The following is an 18,687-nucleotide window of genomic DNA, read 5'->3' on the forward strand; positions in this document are numbered from 1 at the left end:
ACCACTTCCAGCAAGCTCTGACCCCGCGTCCTGTCAGGCGTTGAGGATATAGACCAGCATTTCCACCACCTGCTCGGGAGTGCGTGCCACGGCATCGGCAGCGGCATCCACTTCCTTGAGGGGATGGTCGTGTTCTTCGTCGTGAAGAATGATCATGGGCGTGCCCAGGGCGGCGGTGTAACCCGCATCGAAGGCCGCATTCCACTGCTTGTACTTGGGCCCGAAACGGACAATGACCAGATCGGCCTCGTCGATCAGCTTGCGAGTACGGATGCCGTTAATCCCGGCACCCAGGCGATCTTCCCAGAAGCGCTTTTCTTCCGCGCCAAGAATGTTTACCCCCACCTTGTCGCTGGCTTCGTGATCGGTCACCGGGCCGCTAAATTCGATATCCAGTTCTTTCTCGGCACACCCCTGAATGATGCGCTCGCGCCAATCGGTGTGAATCTCCCCGGAGAGGTAAACCGTCCAGAAGCTCATTGCGTTTCTCCCATCTATCAATGTCAGTAAGCCCGGCCAGCATAGCAGGCTACTGAAAAACCCGTTGCGTGCTCAGTCTTTCAGGCTGGCTCGTAATCTATACCCGCAGGGCACAGAGGGCGCAATTTTGATGGCATGCTGGTTGCCTGTCGATCCTTCTACCTTCAAAGAACGGCAACGACGAGTACGGGCCAGCCTGGAAGACCCGAAGGGCGCGGCCTGAAGCGTACATCTGCTGCGCCTTGTCTCTAGGAAAGGGAGCCACCCTGCCCGTCAAGACAAGACACAACAGCTGCACACTTCAGGCCACGCTGAGCATGCAACGGGTTTTTCAGTAGCCTGCCAGGTCCATGGTTGCAAAAGGCAAGGCGACTGCCGTTAAATGCCCGCATCCCGAATTTCCCGAAAAGGCTATCCCATGCGCATGACATTTGTGTTCCTGCTCGCAGCAGCACTGCTGGCAGGTTGTGATAACAAAAATCAGGACACCGACCCGTCTGCCGCAAAACAGGGCACCGCCGACGCCCAGGGGCATACCGGTGAGCTGGTGCGCATTCTCCACACCCTGGAAAAAACCGATGAACAATGCCAGGGCGACGGCTGCCCGAAAGTGAACCTGGCCTGGATCACCTTTGAAAACCAGCCGACCCTGAATGAGGCGATCACCACCCAACTGGCCGGCATGCTGGTTCAGAATCAGGGCAGCACCCCCCATGACGGCACCATCGAAAGCCTGGTGGATGCCTTCCTTGCCGATGCCTCAGACATGGCCATGGCGTCCAAACAAGGCTGGGAGCTGAATGCCACCATCAAGCGTCAAACCCGTCGGGGCGACCTGCTTACCCTGCGCATGGACAGCTACGAATACACCGGTGGCGCCCATGGCCAGCCCGGCGTGCAGTACTTCCACTGGGACCTGGCTCGCCAGCAAAAACTGACCCTTGCTGACCTGCTGGAGCCTGGTAAAAAACAGGCTTTCTGGGAGCTGGCCCGTCACCAGCACCAGCAATGGCTGGACAAGGAAGAGCTGGATCAGGCCTTTCGCGACAGCTGGCCCTTCGATCCCACCGACAATGTCTACTTCGGCAAGAGCGGCCTGGTGCTGCACTACAACGTCTACCACATCGCCCCCTATGCCATGGGGCAACCGGAACTGACCATTCCGTATGAAAAACTGGACGGGATTGTGCGGGGGAAATACCTCAACCCCTGATGGAAACGTAGGGTTGATTAGCCGCAGGCGTAATCCACCTTTTTCATCGTAGGCGTGATGGTTGGAATAGGAGCATGCATGGTGGATTACGCCTGCGGCTAATTCACCCTACAGAGCCAAACCCAACAAAAACACCAACTCGGTAAACACCACGCTGGCCCCCAATGCATCCCCGGTATAGCCACCCAGCTGCCGCTTCAGGCTGGCGCCCCACAGCAGAGCGACCACCCCCACTGCCAGCAAGGCAGGCAGCCACACCGAAAACAGCAGCGCCACCACCACGGTAAAGAGTGTGGCCAGTAGCAATCGCTGTCCGCTGAAGGCCTCCGCCACCGGTTTGCTTTTACTGGTATCCGGGTCGGTCACGTAGGGCAGAAAACGCATCAGCAGCAAGGGCGTCAGCCGCCCGATGGCAGGCGTCACCAGCAGGGCCAGCCAGACCGGTTCGGCATCCATCAGCAACACAACCTTCAGGCCCAGCGCCACGAACAACGCCACCGCACCGTAGGTGCCGATGCGGCTGTCCTTCATGATCTCCAGCCGCCGCGCCACCGTGTAGCCGCCGCCCAGGGCATCCATGCTGTCCGCCAGACCATCCTCATGGAAAGTACCGGTAATCCAGAGATGGAAGGCCAGCACCAGACCGATACACACCGGCAGGCTCCAGAACGCGGCCAGGCCGGTAAAGAGCGCCGCATAAAGCCCGCCCAGCAACAGCCCCACCAAAGGGAAGTAAAGGCTGGAGCGGTTCATCAGCGTCTGTGAATAGTCGATCGCCACCGGCATGGGAATCCGGGTCAGGAAGCCCACTGCCAGCCAGAACGCCTGCCACTCCTGTTTCACGATGACGGGATCTCCTTCAGCAGCAACAGGTTAGCGCACATCAAAATGCGTCAGCGGGTTAAGGTAAAACATCTTCTTCCAGCCCTGCGGGGCACCGTCTGCCTGCCACACCAACGGCAACAGGCTGACCAGCGAATAATGCAGATGGGGCGGCTTGCCGACCGCATTGCCGCTATTGCCCACGGTGCCCACCGGTTCCCCGGCCCATAGCCAGGTGCCGGTATCGGCAATGTCCGCCAGATGCGCATAATAGTGGAGCCGCCAACGAGGGCCCAGCACCAGAGCGACCTTGCCGCCCCGCGCCAGTTCGCCGCGAAATAACACCAGACCGCCACTACTGGCCAATACCGGTGTGCCGCTGGCGGCAAAAATATCCACGCCCTTGTGCACCCCGGACTTGCCCCAGGGGTGATACCAGAACGTCTGCGGATGCCAGTCGTTGCTATCGGCGCCCTGCACGGGGACCTGGCGCCCCTCCGGCAGCAGCAACCCGAGAGCCAGCAGCAGTGTCAGCCCTATCAGGCTGTAACCGGTTATCCGGCGCACGCGCGACATAATTCCAGCCACCTCTCAATGCCCGGGCTGCGGTATTTCTGGCGATGCAGCACAAAGTAGAAATCACGGCTGAAATCCCGGTGGGGCACCGGTAATTCCACCAGCGACCCGCGAGTGAAGGCCTCGCGCAGACATACCCGCGACAGGCAACTGATGCCCAGCCCGGTTTCCACCGCCCGCTTGATGGCCTCGGTATGCTCCAGCTCCAGGGCCAGATCCAGCTCCGGCACCAGTCCATGCAGGGCACGTTCAAAGGTCTGCCGGGTGCCGGAACCGGATTCGCGGACAATCCAGTGGGCCGCCCGCAGCTCTTCATCGGTAAGTGCTTCCTTACCGGCAAGCGGATGGCTCGGGCTGCAAAACACCACCAGCTCATCCTCCAACCAGGGCAGCAGCTCCAGATCCGGGTGGTTCAGCTCGCCCTCAATCAGGCCCAGATCCAGCTCGAACGCCAACACCCGCTCCACGATGTTCCGGGTGTTGGCCACCTCCAGATGTACTCGGGCGCCGGGCTGTTCTGCCATGTAATCGGCCATGATGCCCACCGCCAGATAATTGCCGATAGTCAGCGTGGCCCCCACATTCAGGCGCCCCAGATCCCGGTGCGACAACAGGTCTGCCTCCAGCTCCCGGGCCTGGGCCAGCAACGCCTCCGCCCGCGGCCAGAACTGACGCCCCACCTCATTGAGCTTGAGTCGCTTCCCTGCGCGTTCGAAAAACTTCAGATCGTACAGGGCCTCCAGTTCCTTGAGCGCCCCGGAGGCAGCGGACTGACTCATGCTGAGGCTGTCCGCTGCCTTACTGATGTTTTCATGGTGCGCCGTAGCCAGGAAGACCTGGAGCTGTCGCAGAGTGAATTTCATGGCTCCCTCCGGGCTGTCTGAACAGGTGGACACACCCCTATATCGTATTTACCGATATATTCTATCGGAATTACCCATTTTACCGATAAACCTTCTTCGATTAAATTTCCACCAACTGGAGTTTTGGAATAAGCGCTGAATTAATTATGTCTAATTTGAATACTGAAACCGTTACCAGCGTGCGCCACTGGAACGACACCCTGTTCAGCTTCACCACCAGCCGGGACCCGGGTTTCCGTTTCAAGAATGGCCACTTCACCATGATCGGCCTGGAACAGGACAATGGCCGCCCGCTGTTGCGTGCCTACTCCATCGCCAGCGCCAACTATGAGGAAGAACTGGAGTTCTTCAGCATCAAGGTGCCGGACGGCCCGCTCACCTCCCAGCTGCAGAACATCCAGCCGGGTGACAAGATCTATGTGAGCCGCAAGCCCACCGGTACTCTGGTAGCCGACCATCTGCTACCTGGCAAGAATCTGTGGCTGCTGTCCACCGGCACCGGCCTGGCACCTTTCATGAGCATCATCAAGGACCCCGAAGTCTACGACCAGTACGACCGGGTGATCCTTACCCACGGGGTGCGCCATGTGTCCGAGCTGGCCTATCAGGACACTATTCAGAGCGAGCTGCCCAACAACGAATTCTTCGGTGAATTCGTCAAAGGCAAACTGCTCTACTACCCGACGGTGACCCGTGAACCCTTCCGCAACCAGGGCCGCCTCACCGACCTGATGACCAGCGGCAAGATCTTCGAAGACCTGGGCCTGCCAACCCCGAGCCTGGAAAACGATCGCTTCATGCTGTGCGGCAGTCCGGCCATGCTCAAGGATACCCAGGCAATTCTCGATGGCTGGGGCTTCAAGGAAACCCGCGGCGGCGAGATGGGTGAGTATGTGATCGAGCGGGCGTTTGTTGAGAAATGAGTTAAACGCCTACATGCTTGCACGCAACACGCTACGGGCCGCTTCGCGGCCCGTTTTTTTTGATCCTTGCCCAAACCATAGCACCTTGCTCTGCTAGCATGAGCAAGCCTTTTCGGGGAAGGACGCTCATCAGTGCAACCACAATCCATCGCCATTATCGGCGCCGGCACCGCCGGCCTGGCCACTGCCGCCCTGCTCGCCGAACAAGGGCACCACATCACCCTGATTGAACGGGCCGAGGCACTGGCGCCAGTGGGGGCCGGTCTTTTACTACAACCCACTGGCCTGTCGGTACTCAAGGAGATGGGGCTGTATCAGGCGATGCTCGGCTACGGCGCCCGCGTCGATGCTCTGGTCGGCCACACCCGCGAAGGCCGGCGCATCATGAACACCACCTACCGCAGCCTGGACGTTCACAGCCACGGCCTGGGCGTGCACCGTGCCAGCCTCTGCCATGTATTGGACCAGCACCTGCACACACTCCCACACCAACGGCTGATGGGCTGCACGGTCAGTGCCGTGGAAACCCTGGCGGATCACGCCACCGTGATCGCCGAGCAGGCAGGCGAGCCCTGCCGGCTGTCCTTTGATGCCGTGTTGATTGCTAACGGCAGCCACAGCCGTCTACGCCCGGCCGCCTGGACCCGCTATGACCGGCTTTATCCCTGGGGAGCCATGTGGGCCATGCAGCCCATGGTCGAATCGTTTGCGGCACCGTTGCTGCAACAGCGCTACCACCAGGCCGGACAGATGGCTGGCATCCTGCCCACCGGCTGCCGCCCGGATCAGCCGGAGCAAGCCCTGGCCAGTTTTTTCTGGAGCCTGCCGGTAGCGCAGATGAACGATTGGCAGCACCCGGATTTTGATTTTGCCGGCTGGCGCCAGCAGGCACTCACGCTCTGGCCGCAACTGGAAACAGTGTTGGCTCCCCTGACACACCAGAAACAGCTGCTCCCTGCCACCTACCGGGATGTGATCATGCATCACTGGGGGGAAAATCGGCTGGGTATCATTGGCGATGCCGCCCATGCCATGAGCCCGCAACTGGGCCAGGGCGCCAACATGGCCCTGCTGGATGCCCGGGCTCTCGGCCAGGCCGTGGCCAACACGGACAATTGGCCCCAGACCTGGGCGCACTATCATCGCCAGCGGGAGCCACAAATCCGCTTCTACCAGCGCATGAGCCGCTGGCTGACCCCGGCGTTTCAATCCCATAGCCGCACCGTATCCACCGGGCGGGACCTGTTCTTTCCGATCATGGAGAGAGTGCCATGGCTGCGCATGCAGATGGCAAAGACGGTGGCGGGACGGAAACGTTCGTTGCTCGACTGATCCTTCTGCCGCAACCGGTCATCCTCCATTTTCCACCTTTCAGTGCTGAAAATGTAAAAGAGCACGCCAATCACTACATAAAACCAATGAAAAAGTACTAGAAGTAAACCTTCGCACTTAGACAAAATAACTAAACAGTGATCGAAGGGGGCACCATGAATACTGCAAGCCGAACAGGGATCGCCGCGCTACTCGCACTGTCTACCTCAGCAGCCATGGCCAGCAATACGATCTCATTCCAGGGAGCGGTTGTTTATGCGTCTTGCCAACCGGGGACGCAGAGCCAGGCCGGTTATACCGACGTGATCGTGGACTCCTGCGGCAATCAGGGGCTGTCTGCCGGGCAGCACATTGCCAAGACCTACCTTGAGCCTGTCGCCGGATCCAGTCACACCCAATCTGTGGCGGTAGAGACCCGGTCAGGACACCTTCAGGAGCGTATTGCGTCTTCTGGCACGGAGCCGACCAGTATGCGCTATGTCATTGAGTACCATTAATGGTACTCAATGGTGAACGTGGCTCTGCCATTACCTGTCCCTGCGCCAACTGTGCCTGGCTGGGTCTGGATATAGTAAGCACGCATGGGCAACACAAACTCCGCCGAATCGTTAACAGGAGTGCGGCCCAGGGTAACGCCTTCACCTAAAGAAACCGTCTGCTCGGTGCCTCCCAGCGTCTGATTAAGCTGAATGCCAATACCACTAGCCGATGCCGGACCACTATCAATGGCCAGCACACCCGGCATGTTTGATGTGTCCTGGGTTCCATCAAACCTTACCTTGATGAGCCCCTGATCCAGACCGGCAACATTGCCGCCCTGGCAACGCATACGGATCTCGAAATCTCTCGGATTCACCCTCGACCCTACCCCGCTAAAATCACGGTTGGAAACCGAGCCGAAGTTAACGGCAATATTTTTTGAGCCTGCATCGACCTGGCAGGATGAATTCACAATAGTGATCCCTTGCCCCGTCAACGTGGAGGTAAGAACCGGTCGGTTAATGCCAGAACCATCGAGATAATACGTTGAAAACAATCCCGGGGGGCCAACAGGCCCGGACCCGGTGGCCGCTGCCGTCTTTACCAGCTCCACTTTGAAGTACCCGCCAATCAGGTTTAACTGCCGGTTGCCGCTGAAATTGATCTGGTGAGGATAGTAGGTCGATATATCACCCGCTTCCCGGTAAAGCCGAATCCCCACCCCCGGCACATCCGTTTGATACACATTCGAAAACCCGGGGACAGCAGAAGGATTGCGCACCAGCTCCCCTCTGGAAAAGCCTCCGAAGTTACAGGACCCGGCATTGTTTTTTGCGGTAATCGGCACTTGCAGGGTCTGAATGATCGCCCCGACCGGCAAATCCGGCTGGATCAGGACACGGCCCAATTCCATGCGCACGTCCTGAGCGCTAAATCCGGATGACACATAACAAGCTGCATGACCTGTAATACTTAGCAAACACAGCATGCTGACGGATAAACAGTACGCCGCCATGCCATCAAATCGCTCAGTGACAAATCGCATTGGTTTTTTCAAAACCGAACTCCTGTTCTGGAGACACATCACCAAGTTGATAGGTCAGCCTGCACTGCTCACCACCCCACTTCACCGTCAACACCCCTTGACGCTGCTCCCTGCGAACAAAAATGACACTGCTCTGACCAACCACACCCACTTCATTTCCAGACAGATCAAAGACTCTGGCAGCGAAAGGGAGACTGATGCCATCACGACGGTGTGCTTTTATTAGTATGGGAAGGCCTTTTTCTGTCTCGAATGTCACCTTGGTGATGGAACCGGCATAAGGTGCCAACTTGCGACTGGTTCCTTTCAGCTCAACATTTCTGTCAATGCCGTTGGGGTCCAGAGTGATGCGATTCATCCGGTAAGGGGTTACATAGGGTAAAACCGCATAACCAAAGTCATCGACTTCTACACCAGAGGCACTTACCACTCCGGCACCCTTGGCATCCTTGGCTTCAATAAGCACCATGGTGTCACCGTGTTGCGGTGTCATGGTTATGCCATCCTTGTGCGCCACAAAAGCGCCACGCGCACCGGCAGAGGCCTGCTGGTAATCATCACTGTAACTGTAGGAACCATTAACTGACGCAAAGCGGCTCCGGTATTCACCGTTTACTCCAACCGTGGAACCATTCTGTTCGTTATCAGTTACCCGCATACCATAGTTGTACTGGTTGCGGTCACCACCATAGCCATTGATACCGGCACGGCTCGATGTATAACCGTCATCATCCAGTGAAACACCACCATCAATATATTGACCGCTATAACCACCACCGATTGGCATGGTGAAGGAAAGATCAAACTGATTATCTGCATCGCCTTCCTGGGTTGTGGTACGGATTGCAGAAATACCATAGCTAACAGACCTGAAGCGGTTGTTATAGCCCATCTGGTATTGCTTGGTTTCACCTTCAGTATCCCAGAAATCACGCACAGAGCCGGTGAAGTATAAAGATCCGTAGCGGCGACCAAGAGACTGATTCAATGTCAGCTGAAACTGGCTTTTTTGGTTTCTCAGCGCTGCCAGACTCAACTGCTGCTCATCAAACTCTCTGGCAAACATGGCATCCGACAGACCATAAAAACCTTTTGTAGAGTAGCGATACGCGGCAAGCGTAAAGTTGGTGTTGGTCTGATTCAGCATCTTTGAATAATTGATACGAACGCTATTACCAAACTTGTCGTCATTATTCCTGAATTCTGTTTGCGATCGGGTCACATCAAAGGAGAAGGCACCCAGCTCTGTGGCCAGGCCAGCACCTACCAAAACAGAGCGATAACCCTGACTGACTGTACTGCCCAGGTAACCGGTAATGTCATGATACAGGCCACGCTGGTACGTGGCCTGCATAAACAGAGGCTCATCTTCCAGCTCGTCATTGCGTAGTTGCGCCACGGTAACGCTATGCCGACCGATGCCCTCGCGCAGCAATTGTGCAATGGAAGAATAGGGCACACTAAAGGTGCGCTGCTGGCCGTCAGCTTCGGTGACAAGCACATCCAGATCTCCCCCGAAACCTGTGGGATAAAGATCATCAATGACAAAGTTTCCGGGTGATACTGTGGTGCTATAGAGAAGATTTCCGTTCTGGCGAACTTCGACACGGGCATTAGTCGAAGCCACGCCCCGAATCACCGGGGCATAACCACGCATGGAATCAGGCAGCATGCGATCCTCACTGGAAAGGTTCATGCCTCGATACGCTACGGAATCGAACAACTCGCCACTGGTAAAGCTATCACCAATGGTCAGATTACTACGAATTTTTGAGAACGCGCGACGCGCAAATGTGGAAGTCTTCTGAAAATCGTAACCATCACCGGACCGCCTTGATACGCTGGAGTTATGCCGGAGCTGCCACCCCGCAACATTCACACCGGAATTCATACCAAGATAAAGGTTGTCACTGTTTGAGATTCCAGACCCTGATTCGTCCGCACGGATAGTTGTAGCATTCAGGTCGTAGCCGATAAAACCGGCATCAATACCACGATCCCATAGCTCAGGATTCACGTAACCTCTCGCCTCGCGGCGCATATTTTCCTGAGGAATGGTCAGATCCATGCGTAGTGAGGAAATCTCGAGGCGAGATTGCGCCTGCCCAATCCATTCAGAAAGGGGTTTGCACTTTTTTACCTCAATATCTGGCGCCCCGACAGACTCAACGTCGACGCCATAGAACTGAAGCTCCTCAGCGGTAAAGCAGGTTTCTGCGCTTTTTTCTCCTGGCACCGGCTTGAAAACAATATCCTGTTTACCAAACCACTGGCCATTAACATACATATCCAGCCGGTACTCGCCTGCCGACACAGGATTGCCGTGACTATACAAGGAGGTATCCATGTCTCTGGCGGAACCCATCAGGAAAGATGAGTTGAACGATGCAGGTTCATCCTGTGCATAGGAAGTACCACACCAAAACCCGACAGCCAGGATGGCCATACCGATAGCGAAGCTTTTATTGATTGATAACGCCGACAGCATTGGCATCCTTACCAGACCTCTAGGCCGTTTATTCCGTTATCGTTGGGATATATCGATGCTAGCTTCTACCGCCCCACCAAAATCATTTATCGATGTAAAAACGGCTTTTGTTCCCTGCCTGACATCTTTTTTGAAGCCGATTTCGAAATCATGTGTCGCAAAAGGCAAAAACATCAGCCCCTTTTCAACCGGATCCGTTTCTCCGCTTTCATGGACCAGCTCCAACTTGACAACGCTTATGTGGTAAGGCGTTGGGTTGGTGCAACTCATGACTCTGTTTTCTGATTCAAAACCACACTCAAGAGAGTGGCTTGATAAATTCGCCCTACCTGCAAGACCAACAGGGCGATAAAAAATTTTCAGCCTTGAACGAAACGCCAACTGCATAAGATTCTTGTCCTCGGCACTTTCCGGTGCCGGAGGCACTTCCAGAACGTTCAACCAGAACAAGGATTCCCGGTCAGAGGGCAAATCCCTGCCGGTAAAGGTCAAGCGCAATGCCTGCCCAGAGCCCGCTTCTATACGGGAAATGGGTGGTGTAATGATGAACGGTGCCGAACTCGAATCCGGTGTTGCATCCTTATCACCTTCGTCTACCCACGATTGCACCAGCGACGGTGTTTCACCTGTGTTGTGAAGCTGCACAGTCACCTCGCGGGCTTTTTGTGGATAAACCACACGGGTGCCATCAATAATCACACTGGCACTCGCCCACTCTGCCGACAGCAGAAAGCCGCTCAGCAAGAACAGTTTCATTCTTAATAACATTGCATTACCCGGCTCAGATTGTTGGCAGCCCCCGGGAGGCGGGAGCTGCCATCACGTCATCATTGATAGATGATGGTGTACTGAATGGAGGTATTAACCGTACCGGCAGTCGCTGCAGCGGTAGCGTAGTATTCAGCGTAGTAGTTCAGATCAGCAGCACCGCCTGCGGTTACGTCAACCCACTGGGAGTTGTCTTGCGCACCACCAGCACCGGCAGCTTGAACCGGAATGAACAGGCTGTTCTCGCCCAGCAACTGAATTTGTACGTTGGTGGCAGCATCGGCAGCGTTGGCCTGGTTAACCAAACGGCCAGTGTCGAAATCAACGGTCGGGCCCGGCTCGAAGTAGGTCGCTACTTTGCCATCGCTGCTGCAGTTGGACAGATTGATGGAAAAAGGCGTACGACCGGCAGTTTGAGCGGCCGCATTCAGCGTGCTGGCAGACACTGTGGGCAGAGTGACAGTGAAGTCTTTGCCCGCAGGAGTGGTGATTTCACAGGTCTGATCAGTCACCAGGCCATTGAATGTAATAGTACCGTCTACCGCCAGGGCCGGTGCAGACAATACCGCGACGGCAGAAGCCAGAATAAGCTTTTTCACGCGCATGGAAGTTCCCTCTTTGGGTGGTCGCAACTGAGTTCGCTATTTGTTTTAGTGAAACAGTTCACATAACAGACAGCGGAATGGAACTTAGCACGGCTTGAGGAAAGTTATTTGTAAAATTGGATACCTTTGCTTACTTTTTTACACACTCTAATAACGATTGATCATCCTGATGTCACCTTTATAGTTATTAGCGCTTACTTTATTTTATGTGTCCTACGCTTTTATTATTAAAATCCATCAAAGCATGAATGTGATTCAATATTTCATGTTTCTAATAAACAATGAGTAATAAGCCTCCCCCTCGCACTTGCCGGGAAAACGGACAACCGTTGATATGAACAGGGGCATTGAAACTGCCTGTCACGGACCGGGACTGCGGCCGGGATAAGCGGTAGCGGCGGAGGAGAAAGGGTGTGGTGCAACGCCTCCAGCAGAGACGTCAGTGAATAACGCCACTGGCGCTGCTTTCAGGGGGAGGGGAAGGAAATGCAAGCGGCTGGCTGCCGACTGCCTTCGGCGTTCTCTGAAGGAAACGACGATTCCCCCTGCGCTCCGCGCCTAAAGGAAAACCTTATTTCTTTGCTGGCTGCAGGGTGACCGGTTTAGCCAAAGCATCGCTAGCTTCTGGGGGTTTGGCATCCAGATCCTTTGTCGCCCCGCAGGCCACACATTCCATCCACTGTTTGTCGGCGTCGATGACGCGTTGGATCTTGTCCATCTGCCCACACTCCGGACAGGTGGCACCGGCAATAAATTGGCGTTTCATGGTTGCTCCCTATCCCTCCGTAGGAGCGGCGCTTGAGCCGCGAACCTGCTTGCGAAGGCTTCCCCAAGTACAGTTCACGGCTCAAGCGCCGCTCTTACGGTGAGGTGTTCTGAGATTATCAGCCGTTGATACCGCAATGGCGCAGCAAGGGTTCCACGCTGGGCTCACGGCCGCGGAAGGCCTTGAACAGCTCCATGGGTTCGCGGCTGCCACCCTTGGCGAGAATTTCGCTACGGAAGGCACGGCCGGTGTCTTCGTTGAACTCGCCTTCTTCCTCGAAACGGGAATAAGCATCCGCGGAGAGCACTTCCGCCCATTTGTAGCTGTAATAACCCGCCGCATAGCCGCCGGCAAAAATGTGCCCGAAGCTGTTGGGAAAACGGTTGAACGCGGGTGGCTGTATCACTGATACCTGCTCACGCACTTCGTTCAGGACCTGATAAATATCCAGCCCTTCCTGGTATTCGGCATGAATGCGCATGTCGAACAGGGAGAATTCCAGTTGCCGCACCATCTGCATGGCACCCTGGAAATTCTTCGCGGCCAGCATTTTTTCCAGCTTCTCCTTGGGCAGGGGCTCACCGGTTTCATAATGGCCGGAGATCAGCGCGATGCCCTCTTCCGTCCAGCACCAGTTTTCCAGGAACTGACTGGGCAGCTCCACCGCATCCCAGGCCACACCGTTGATGCCGGAAATACCGGACACATCCTGTTCGGTAAGCATGTGGTGCAGGCCGTGGCCGAACTCGTGGAACAGGGTGACCACTTCATCGTGGGTCAGCAGGCCCGGCTTGCCACCGGCGGGCGGCGCGAAGTTGCAGGTCAGATAAGCCACCGGCGTTTGCAGACTGCCGTCCGGGCGCCGACGGCGAATGCGGGCGTCATCCATCCAGGCGCCACCGCGCTTACCGGTGCGGGCATACATATCCAGATAGAAAGCCGCACGCACGCTGCCATCGTCGTCCACCAGCTCGTAGAAACGCGCATCCTCGTGCCACAGGTCCACATCATCACGCTGCCGGAATTGAATCCCGAACAGCTTGCCGACCACAGCGAACATGCCGTTAATCACGGTATCCGCCGGGAACCAGGGACGCAGCTCTTCCTCGGAAATGCTGTAGCGCTCTTCGCGCAGCCGCTCGCTCCAGAAACCGATATCCCAGGGGTTCAGATCGTCGGCACCCTTCTCGGCCGCAAAGGCCCTCAATGCCGCCAGTTCCTGTTCCGCCTGGGGCTTGGCCCGTTTGGCCAGGTCCTCGAGAAATTGAATCACCTCGTTCACATCCCGGGCCATCTTGGTGGCCAGGGACTCTTCAGCAAAGTTGGCAAACCCCAGCAGTTGCGCCTGGTCGTGCCGCAATTTGAGGATTTCATCCATGATGGCTGTGTTGTCGAACTGGCCAGCCTGAGGCCCCTGATCAGAGGCCTTGGTGGTCCAGGCCACGTACATTTCCTTGCGCAGCTCGGCGTTCTTGCAGTGGCTCATGACGGCAATAAAGACCGGCGCATCCAGCGTCAGCAACCAGCCGTCCTTTCCGTCCGCCTTTGCCCGGTCGGCGGCACCGGCTTTGGCACTGTCGGGCAGGCCATCCAGCTCCGCCTCATCGCTAATGTGTTTGGTCCAGGCCTGGGTGGCATCCAGGGTATTGTCGGAAAATTGGCTGGTCAGCTCAGACAGTCGCTTGGAGTTGGCCATGTATTGCGCTTTCTTGTCATCTGGCAGATCTACCCCGGAGAGGCGGAAATCACGCAGGGTATTTTCAATGTCTTTCTGCTGGGCTTCGCTGAGCGAGCTCCATTCATCACTGTCACGCAGCGCCTGGTAGGCGGCACACAGCTGTGCGTTCTGGCCCACTTCGGTGCCGTACTCACTGAGCAGCGGCAGGCAGCTGTTGTAGGCATTACGCAGGGCTTCATTCTGGGCCACCGCATTGAGATGCCCGGCAGGGCCGAAGGCCTTGCCCAGGCGGTCGTCTTCCTCATCCAGTGCCTGCACCAGATGGGCGTAATCGAACTTGCCCTCCGCCAGCACCTGCTGGATGCGCGCGCGGCCATCCGCCACCAATTGCTCCACGGCGGGCAATACGTGTTCTGGCTGGATTTTGGAAAACGGCGGCAGTTCCGGATAATCAATCAGCGGGTTGTTACTCATGGGTGTCCTGTCCTGGTTCTGTCTGCGCTGCTGGCAAGCGCTGACGAGTAGTCTCGTCCGGTTGCAGCAGCGTCTGGAAAATCAGCCACTTGCTCAGCAGGAAAACGCCAAGCAAGATCAGTATGGCAATCAATATACGGGTGGGCGGCTTGTTCATGGGCCTCCCTGACGACCACATTCAGCTATCGAGTTTATCAGTGATGGGGATTCGCCGCTTTGAAGACAAGGCCCCGCAGTTGGGGGAACGGGTATTTGTGGACCCGGATGCTACCGTGATCGGCGATGTGGTGCTGGGCGATGATTGCTCCGTATGGCCGCGGGCCGTCATTCGCGGAGATATGCATGCCATCCGCATTGGCGCCCGAGTCAGCATCCAGGACAACGCTGTGCTGCATATCACCCACGATTCCCGGTTCAACCCTGGCGGTTTTGCCCTGCAGATCGGTGACGATGTGACCCTGGCCCACCAGGCCATGCTGCACGGCTGCACCCTGGGCAACCGGGTGATGGTGGGCATGCAGGCCATCGTCATGGATGGCGCCGTAGTGGAAGACGAGGTGATCATCGCCGCCGGGTCACTGGTGGGGCCTGGAAAGCGGCTGGAAAGTGGTTACCTCTACCGCGGCCAACCAGCCCGGCAGGTGCGTGCCCTCACCGCGGAAGAGAGGGAATTTCTGCCCTATGTGGCCGGGAATTATGTGCGTTTGAAGGATCGGTATCTGGGTGAGGAGGGGTAAAGAGGCTATCTGTAGGAGCGGCACTAGAGCCGCGAACCGAGCGTAGCGAGGGGAATGAAGATCAATTTAGCCGTCGTTCTGTTATTTCTGAAACCTGTCGAGCTCTGAGATTCCTGATCGCCCTGCGGGCGATTTCCGCGCAAGCGCGGTTCGCCATGCAAGCATAGCTCCTACCGCGGCTTCGTAGAGAACACGGATTACGTGGGAACTTCTTGGCCTTTCCCTATCCAACCAGCGTAGCTCGTAGCTAGATCCTCCACATAAACGACATATTCCCGAAACTCAGAATATCATCGCTTTTACGAGTCGGCGATGAGGATCCCTGCAAGGTCAGCGTGAAGGAAAAATCATCCATCCTGATACCGCCGCCGAGCACCAGCCCGAGAATGCCGTCACGAGACTCAACATCATAGGGCCCACTGTTTTCTTCAAGGTAGGAATAGCCGATGTACTCGCCAAAGCTGGCAAAAAAGACTTCCCAGCCGAACCCCTCGCCATCGAACAAACCCACCAATGAACCGGCAGTACCAATGCCCGCATAATCGGGAATAAAGTTGCGCGGTAAATTCTGACCAATCCGCCAGAACCCACCGGCCCTGGCAGTACCATTAAAATTATTGGCATCCACCCCCCAGGCATAACCCACTTCACTTTCCAGCGGACCCTGAACATACCGGAACAGACGATGGGCATGAATAAAATAGGCGCCGCCGATGGCATCGTGGCCAAGCTGATTGTCCCAGCCTTTGGGCTCCTCAGAGCCGGTGATCTTGTGCACCACTTTTTGTGATTGTTCAGCGCCGGAATCCGGACCCACGATGCCAATCCGCACGCCGTAGCCGAACAGGCTGTTGCCGTTCCAGCTGAACAATCCCAACTCCAGATTACTGTAGCCCACGTAGGGAAGATCATTGAAGTCCGGCGTCTCCCTGGCGAGATCGGACGGAGTAATCATGATCTGTTCCAGGCTAAGGGTCAGTGCATGCTTATCGTCTACCAGGCTGATGCCTGGTAGCGGATCCAGCGCGGCGGCCAGACCACAGGTGAAAGTCCCATTTCTTTCACAACGATGATGGGCATCCCCCACCCAGCTGATGCGCACGCCATTGGTGTACTGGCCATCGGAACCGACGAACAAATCGTTATCCCAGGAAAACCCGAAGGTAGACGCCTGGCCACACAGGGGAAGCAGGCAGGAAAGGATCAACAGAACACGCGCGGACATGGCCATACCTCTTTCGGTAAAAAGACGTTCCCCGCTATCAACATCAAAAACGCCACCGCCGCTGCATAACCAGAAAGGCGAACGACGCGGACCATGTTATTAGTATCAATCCGTTCAGAGCTTCCACCCCGGCAATAAGACGCAAGGTGCCCACGGGATAGAGATCACCAAGACCCAGCGACGTATAACAGGCAGCGGAAAAATACAAGTGGTCCAGAAAACTGCCATCCACTGCACCGGCCAGATTCATGGCAGTATCGCCCCGATCCAGGACCAGGTAGACCAGGGCATACAGGGTCACTTCCACCATATGGGCAAAAAACATGGTGATCACAACCAGCAGAATTTCTCCACGAAAACGCTTCCAGCGTTTCAACAACGCCGACAGCCCCGCCAGAGTCCAGTAATGCAAGGTCACTGTGGTCAGCACCATGAACAGGCTGACCGCAGAGGCATACATTACTTCGTAAACGATGGCTTCGTGCTCCATGACTTATCTCAGCATGGCCATAACCGATGCGCTATCCGGGCGCCAGCCACGCCAGATTTCAAAGGCTTCTGCGGCCTGCTCCACCAACATACCCAGACCATCGGCAGTGGCTACCGCACCCTGCTGTTGTGCCCAAATCATAAAAGGCGTCAACTCTTTGCCGTAAACCATGTCGTATGCCACAGCGCCTTCCGCCAGTAACCCCCGGGCAGGTCCGGCATCTCGCCATGCAGACCGGCAGAAATGGCATTGATGACCAGGTCGAACTGGCCTGTCAGACCGTCCAGCCCGCTACCCAGTACCGGCGAGCTGTCACCGCTCATGAAACGGCGAGCCAGAATTTCCGCTTTCTCGGCCGTACGATTGGCCACCCTTACCAGGGTCGGTTTTTCCGCCAGCAACGGTCCCATGACACCGCGCACAGCGCCACCGGCACCCAACACCAACACCCGCTTGCCGGCAATCACCCAGCCCTGGTTGTCGCGGATATCTTTTACTATGCCGGCACCATCGGTGTTGTCACCATGGAGCTGGTCACCATCCCACCACAGGGTGTTCACCGCAGCCGCCTGGCCAGCTCGCTCGGTGACCGCATCACACAGGTCGAAGGCCTGTTCCTTGAAGGGCACGGTCACGTTGGCACCCTGCCCCCCTTCTTCACGAAAGGCTTTTAACGTGCCGATGAAATCATCCAGTGGCGCTTCGCGCTTTTCATAGCGCAAATCATCATCGCGCTGGGCAGCAAAGGCATGATGAATATCCGGGGAGCGGGAATGGGCTACCGGGTTGCCGAACACACAATACAGGGCCGTCATAACCACTCCCGGTGAATCAGGAATTTTTGGTAAAGCTCGATTTCCGCACTGTCCGGCTGCGGATGCCAGTCGTAATCCCAACGCACCAGTGGTGGCAGGGACATGAGGATGGATTCGGTGCGCCCGCCAGACTGCAACCCGAAGATGGTGCCGCGATCGTAGACCAGGTTGAATTCCACATAGCGACCACGACGATAGAGCTGAAACTGACGCTCCCGGTCGCCATAATCATGCCCTTTGCGGCTTGCCACAATGGGACGGTAGGCCTGAATATAGGCGTCGCCAACGCTGCGCATCAGCGCAAAACAGGTCTCGAAATCAAAGCGGTTTAGATCGTCGAAAAACAGTCCGCCCACGCCACGTGGCTCGTCACGATGCTTGATATAAAAGTAGTCATCGCACCAGCTTTTGAACTCCGGGTAGATGTCTTCACCGAAAGGATTACAGGCATCCCTGGCGGTCTGGTGCCAGTGCACCACATCCTCTTCGAAACCGTAGAAAGGGGTGAGATCAAAACCACCACCGAACCACCACACCGGATCTTCGCCCTCTTTTTCCGCAACAAAGAAACGGACATTGGCATGACTGGTGGGCACGTAAGGATTCTTCGGGTGAATAACCAACGATACGCCCATGGCCTGGAAACTGCGGCCGGCCAGTTCCGGGCGGGCCGCGGTGGCAGACGGCGGTAACTGATTGCCGAACACGTGGGAAAAATTCACCCCGCCCTTCTCAATCACTGCACCGTTTTCCAGCACACGGCTGCGGCCACCCCCTCCCTGCTCGCGGTCCCAACTGTCTTCACGGAAAGTGGCGCTGCCATCTTCCTCGGCCAGTTCCTCGCAAATGCGGTCCTGAAGTTCCAGCAGGTAGTCCTTCACCGCCTGCAGTGATACCTCTGACATGC

18 protein-coding genes and 1 pseudogene are annotated in these 18,687 nt (G+C 56.5%); 5 read left to right on the forward strand and 14 right to left on the reverse strand.

What is annotated here, in order from left to right; translation table 11 throughout:
* Positions 1-33 precede the first annotated feature (33 nt).
* Complete coding sequence (locus ACMG4M_RS00205; protein ID WP_035249837.1) at positions 34-480, reverse strand: YtoQ family protein; 447 nt, start codon at positions 478-480, stop codon at positions 34-36.
* Positions 481-898: 418 nt separating this feature from the next.
* Here ACMG4M_RS00205 and ACMG4M_RS00210 point away from each other — a divergent pair, with 418 nt between their 5' ends.
* Positions 899-1,693: a DUF3298 and DUF4163 domain-containing protein gene (locus tag ACMG4M_RS00210; RefSeq protein WP_035249835.1), complete on the forward strand. Its 795-nt coding sequence runs from the start codon at positions 899-901 to the stop codon at positions 1,691-1,693.
* Between the two features lie 108 nt (positions 1,694-1,801).
* Here the strand turns inward: ACMG4M_RS00210 and cobS are convergent, their stop codons facing one another.
* The 3 genes from cobS to ACMG4M_RS00225 are packed head-to-tail and all read right to left on the reverse strand — an operon-like array spanning position 1,802 to position 3,954.
* On the reverse strand, positions 1,802-2,536 hold the full coding sequence (cobS, locus tag ACMG4M_RS00215; RefSeq protein ID WP_414430481.1) for an adenosylcobinamide-GDP ribazoletransferase: 735 nt from the start codon (positions 2,534-2,536) through the stop codon (positions 1,802-1,804).
* 30 nt (positions 2,537-2,566) lie between these two features.
* Positions 2,567-3,091: a M23 family metallopeptidase gene (locus ACMG4M_RS00220; protein ID WP_414430482.1), complete on the reverse strand. Its 525-nt coding sequence runs from the start codon at positions 3,089-3,091 to the stop codon at positions 2,567-2,569.
* Positions 3,070-3,954 carry a LysR family transcriptional regulator gene (locus ACMG4M_RS00225; RefSeq protein ID WP_286827453.1) on the reverse strand — a complete coding sequence of 295 codons (885 nt, stop codon included), beginning with the start codon at positions 3,952-3,954 and terminating at the stop codon, positions 3,070-3,072. The genes ACMG4M_RS00220 and ACMG4M_RS00225 overlap by 22 nt, the downstream gene beginning before the upstream one ends.
* A 146-nt stretch (positions 3,955-4,100) precedes the next feature.
* Here ACMG4M_RS00225 and ACMG4M_RS00230 point away from each other — a divergent pair, with 146 nt between their 5' ends.
* The 3 genes from ACMG4M_RS00230 to ACMG4M_RS00240 all read left to right on the forward strand — a co-directional run bounded on the left by ACMG4M_RS00230 (position 4,101) and on the right by ACMG4M_RS00240 (position 6,706).
* Positions 4,101-4,877, forward strand: a complete 777-nt coding sequence (locus ACMG4M_RS00230; protein WP_414430483.1) for a ferredoxin--NADP reductase — start codon at positions 4,101-4,103, stop codon at positions 4,875-4,877.
* Positions 4,878-5,009: 132 nt separating this feature from the next.
* A complete protein-coding gene (locus ACMG4M_RS00235; protein WP_414430484.1) occupies positions 5,010-6,209 on the forward strand; it encodes an FAD-dependent oxidoreductase in 1,200 nt (399 codons plus the stop codon).
* 155 nt (positions 6,210-6,364) lie between these two features.
* Positions 6,365-6,706, forward strand: coding sequence for a hypothetical protein (locus ACMG4M_RS00240; protein WP_273009646.1), 342 nt, complete (start codon positions 6,365-6,367; stop codon positions 6,704-6,706).
* Here the strand turns inward: ACMG4M_RS00240 and ACMG4M_RS00245 are convergent.
* The 6 genes from ACMG4M_RS00245 to prlC form a co-directional block, all read right to left on the reverse strand.
* Positions 6,703-7,746, reverse strand: a complete 1,044-nt coding sequence (locus tag ACMG4M_RS00245) for a fimbrial protein (protein WP_198030674.1) — start codon at positions 7,744-7,746, stop codon at positions 6,703-6,705. The two genes, ACMG4M_RS00240 and ACMG4M_RS00245, sit on opposite strands and share 4 nt — an antisense overlap.
* Positions 7,718-10,222, reverse strand: a complete 2,505-nt coding sequence (locus ACMG4M_RS00250) for a fimbria/pilus outer membrane usher protein (protein WP_414430485.1) — start codon at positions 10,220-10,222, stop codon at positions 7,718-7,720. The genes ACMG4M_RS00245 and ACMG4M_RS00250 overlap by 29 nt, the downstream gene beginning before the upstream one ends.
* A gap of 36 nt (positions 10,223-10,258) precedes the next feature.
* Positions 10,259-10,978, reverse strand: a complete 720-nt coding sequence (locus tag ACMG4M_RS00255) for a molecular chaperone (protein ID WP_035249910.1) — start codon at positions 10,976-10,978, stop codon at positions 10,259-10,261.
* A 71-nt stretch (positions 10,979-11,049) separates the two neighbouring features.
* Positions 11,050-11,595 carry a fimbrial protein gene (locus ACMG4M_RS00260; RefSeq protein ID WP_272962820.1) on the reverse strand — a complete coding sequence of 182 codons (546 nt, stop codon included), beginning with the start codon at positions 11,593-11,595 and terminating at the stop codon, positions 11,050-11,052.
* Between the two features lie 571 nt (positions 11,596-12,166).
* Positions 12,167-12,361 (reverse strand): YheV family putative metal-binding protein, encoded by a 195-nt coding sequence (locus ACMG4M_RS00265; RefSeq protein ID WP_035249817.1) that lies wholly within the window; start codon positions 12,359-12,361, stop codon positions 12,167-12,169.
* A 118-nt stretch (positions 12,362-12,479) separates the two neighbouring features.
* Positions 12,480-14,513 (reverse strand): oligopeptidase A, encoded by a 2,034-nt coding sequence (gene prlC / locus ACMG4M_RS00270; protein WP_272962822.1) that lies wholly within the window; start codon positions 14,511-14,513, stop codon positions 12,480-12,482.
* A 200-nt stretch (positions 14,514-14,713) separates the two neighbouring features.
* Here prlC and ACMG4M_RS00275 point away from each other — a divergent pair, with 200 nt between their 5' ends.
* Positions 14,714-15,250, forward strand: a complete 537-nt coding sequence (locus ACMG4M_RS00275; protein WP_414431150.1) for a gamma carbonic anhydrase family protein — start codon at positions 14,714-14,716, stop codon at positions 15,248-15,250.
* A gap of 247 nt (positions 15,251-15,497) precedes the next feature.
* On the opposite strand, the gene ACMG4M_RS00280 is transcribed toward ACMG4M_RS00275, so the two are convergent.
* The 4 genes and pseudogenes from ACMG4M_RS00280 to hemF form a co-directional block, all read right to left on the reverse strand.
* Positions 15,498-16,475: a lipid A deacylase LpxR family protein gene (locus ACMG4M_RS00280; protein WP_035249806.1), complete on the reverse strand. Its 978-nt coding sequence runs from the start codon at positions 16,473-16,475 to the stop codon at positions 15,498-15,500.
* Positions 16,476-16,518: 43 nt separating this feature from the next.
* Positions 16,519-16,965 (reverse strand): ion channel, encoded by a 447-nt coding sequence (locus tag ACMG4M_RS00285; protein ID WP_052043056.1) that lies wholly within the window; start codon positions 16,963-16,965, stop codon positions 16,519-16,521.
* Between the two features lie 3 nt (positions 16,966-16,968).
* Positions 16,969-17,780: pseudogene (aroE, locus tag ACMG4M_RS00290) on the reverse strand (shikimate dehydrogenase).
* On the reverse strand, positions 17,777-18,685 hold the full coding sequence (gene hemF, locus ACMG4M_RS00295) for an oxygen-dependent coproporphyrinogen oxidase (RefSeq protein ID WP_035249801.1): 909 nt from the start codon (positions 18,683-18,685) through the stop codon (positions 17,777-17,779). The pseudogene aroE and the gene hemF overlap by 4 nt, the downstream one beginning before the upstream one ends.
* Positions 18,686-18,687 lie beyond the last annotated feature (2 nt).

Origin of the sequence: Alcanivorax sp. IL3, assembly GCF_047495465.1 — a bacterium.
Taxonomy (GTDB): Bacteria; Pseudomonadota; Gammaproteobacteria; order Pseudomonadales; family Alcanivoracaceae; genus Alcanivorax; species Alcanivorax jadensis.

What these genes read in the sequence shown, in the direction of transcription:
- ACMG4M_RS00205 (WP_035249837.1), bottom strand. Translation starts at nt 480, where the DNA reads ATGAGCTTCTGGACGGTTTACCTCTCCGGGGAGATTCACACCGATTGG.
- ACMG4M_RS00210 (WP_035249835.1), top strand. Translation starts at nt 899, where the DNA reads ATGCGCATGACATTTGTGTTCCTGCTCGCAGCAGCACTGCTGGCAGGT.
- ACMG4M_RS00220 (WP_414430482.1), bottom strand. Translation starts at nt 3,091, where the DNA reads ATGTCGCGCGTGCGCCGGATAACCGGTTACAGCCTGATAGGGCTGACA.
- ACMG4M_RS00225 (WP_286827453.1), bottom strand. Translation starts at nt 3,954, where the DNA reads ATGAAATTCACTCTGCGACAGCTCCAGGTCTTCCTGGCTACGGCGCAC.
- ACMG4M_RS00230 (WP_414430483.1), top strand. Translation starts at nt 4,101, where the DNA reads ATGTCTAATTTGAATACTGAAACCGTTACCAGCGTGCGCCACTGGAAC.
- ACMG4M_RS00240 (WP_273009646.1), top strand. Translation starts at nt 6,365, where the DNA reads ATGAATACTGCAAGCCGAACAGGGATCGCCGCGCTACTCGCACTGTCT.
- ACMG4M_RS00250 (WP_414430485.1), bottom strand. Translation starts at nt 10,222, where the DNA reads ATGCTGTCGGCGTTATCAATCAATAAAAGCTTCGCTATCGGTATGGCC.
- ACMG4M_RS00255 (WP_035249910.1), bottom strand. Translation starts at nt 10,978, where the DNA reads ATGAAACTGTTCTTGCTGAGCGGCTTTCTGCTGTCGGCAGAGTGGGCG.
- ACMG4M_RS00260 (WP_272962820.1), bottom strand. Translation starts at nt 11,595, where the DNA reads ATGCGCGTGAAAAAGCTTATTCTGGCTTCTGCCGTCGCGGTATTGTCT.
- ACMG4M_RS00265 (WP_035249817.1), bottom strand. Translation starts at nt 12,361, where the DNA reads ATGAAACGCCAATTTATTGCCGGTGCCACCTGTCCGGAGTGTGGGCAG.
- prlC (WP_272962822.1), bottom strand. Translation starts at nt 14,513, where the DNA reads ATGAGTAACAACCCGCTGATTGATTATCCGGAACTGCCGCCGTTTTCC.
- ACMG4M_RS00275 (WP_414431150.1), top strand. Translation starts at nt 14,714, where the DNA reads ATGGGGATTCGCCGCTTTGAAGACAAGGCCCCGCAGTTGGGGGAACGG.
- ACMG4M_RS00280 (WP_035249806.1), bottom strand. Translation starts at nt 16,475, where the DNA reads ATGTCCGCGCGTGTTCTGTTGATCCTTTCCTGCCTGCTTCCCCTGTGT.
- ACMG4M_RS00285 (WP_052043056.1), bottom strand. Translation starts at nt 16,965, where the DNA reads ATGGAGCACGAAGCCATCGTTTACGAAGTAATGTATGCCTCTGCGGTC.
- hemF (WP_035249801.1), bottom strand. Translation starts at nt 18,685, where the DNA reads ATGTCAGAGGTATCACTGCAGGCGGTGAAGGACTACCTGCTGGAACTT.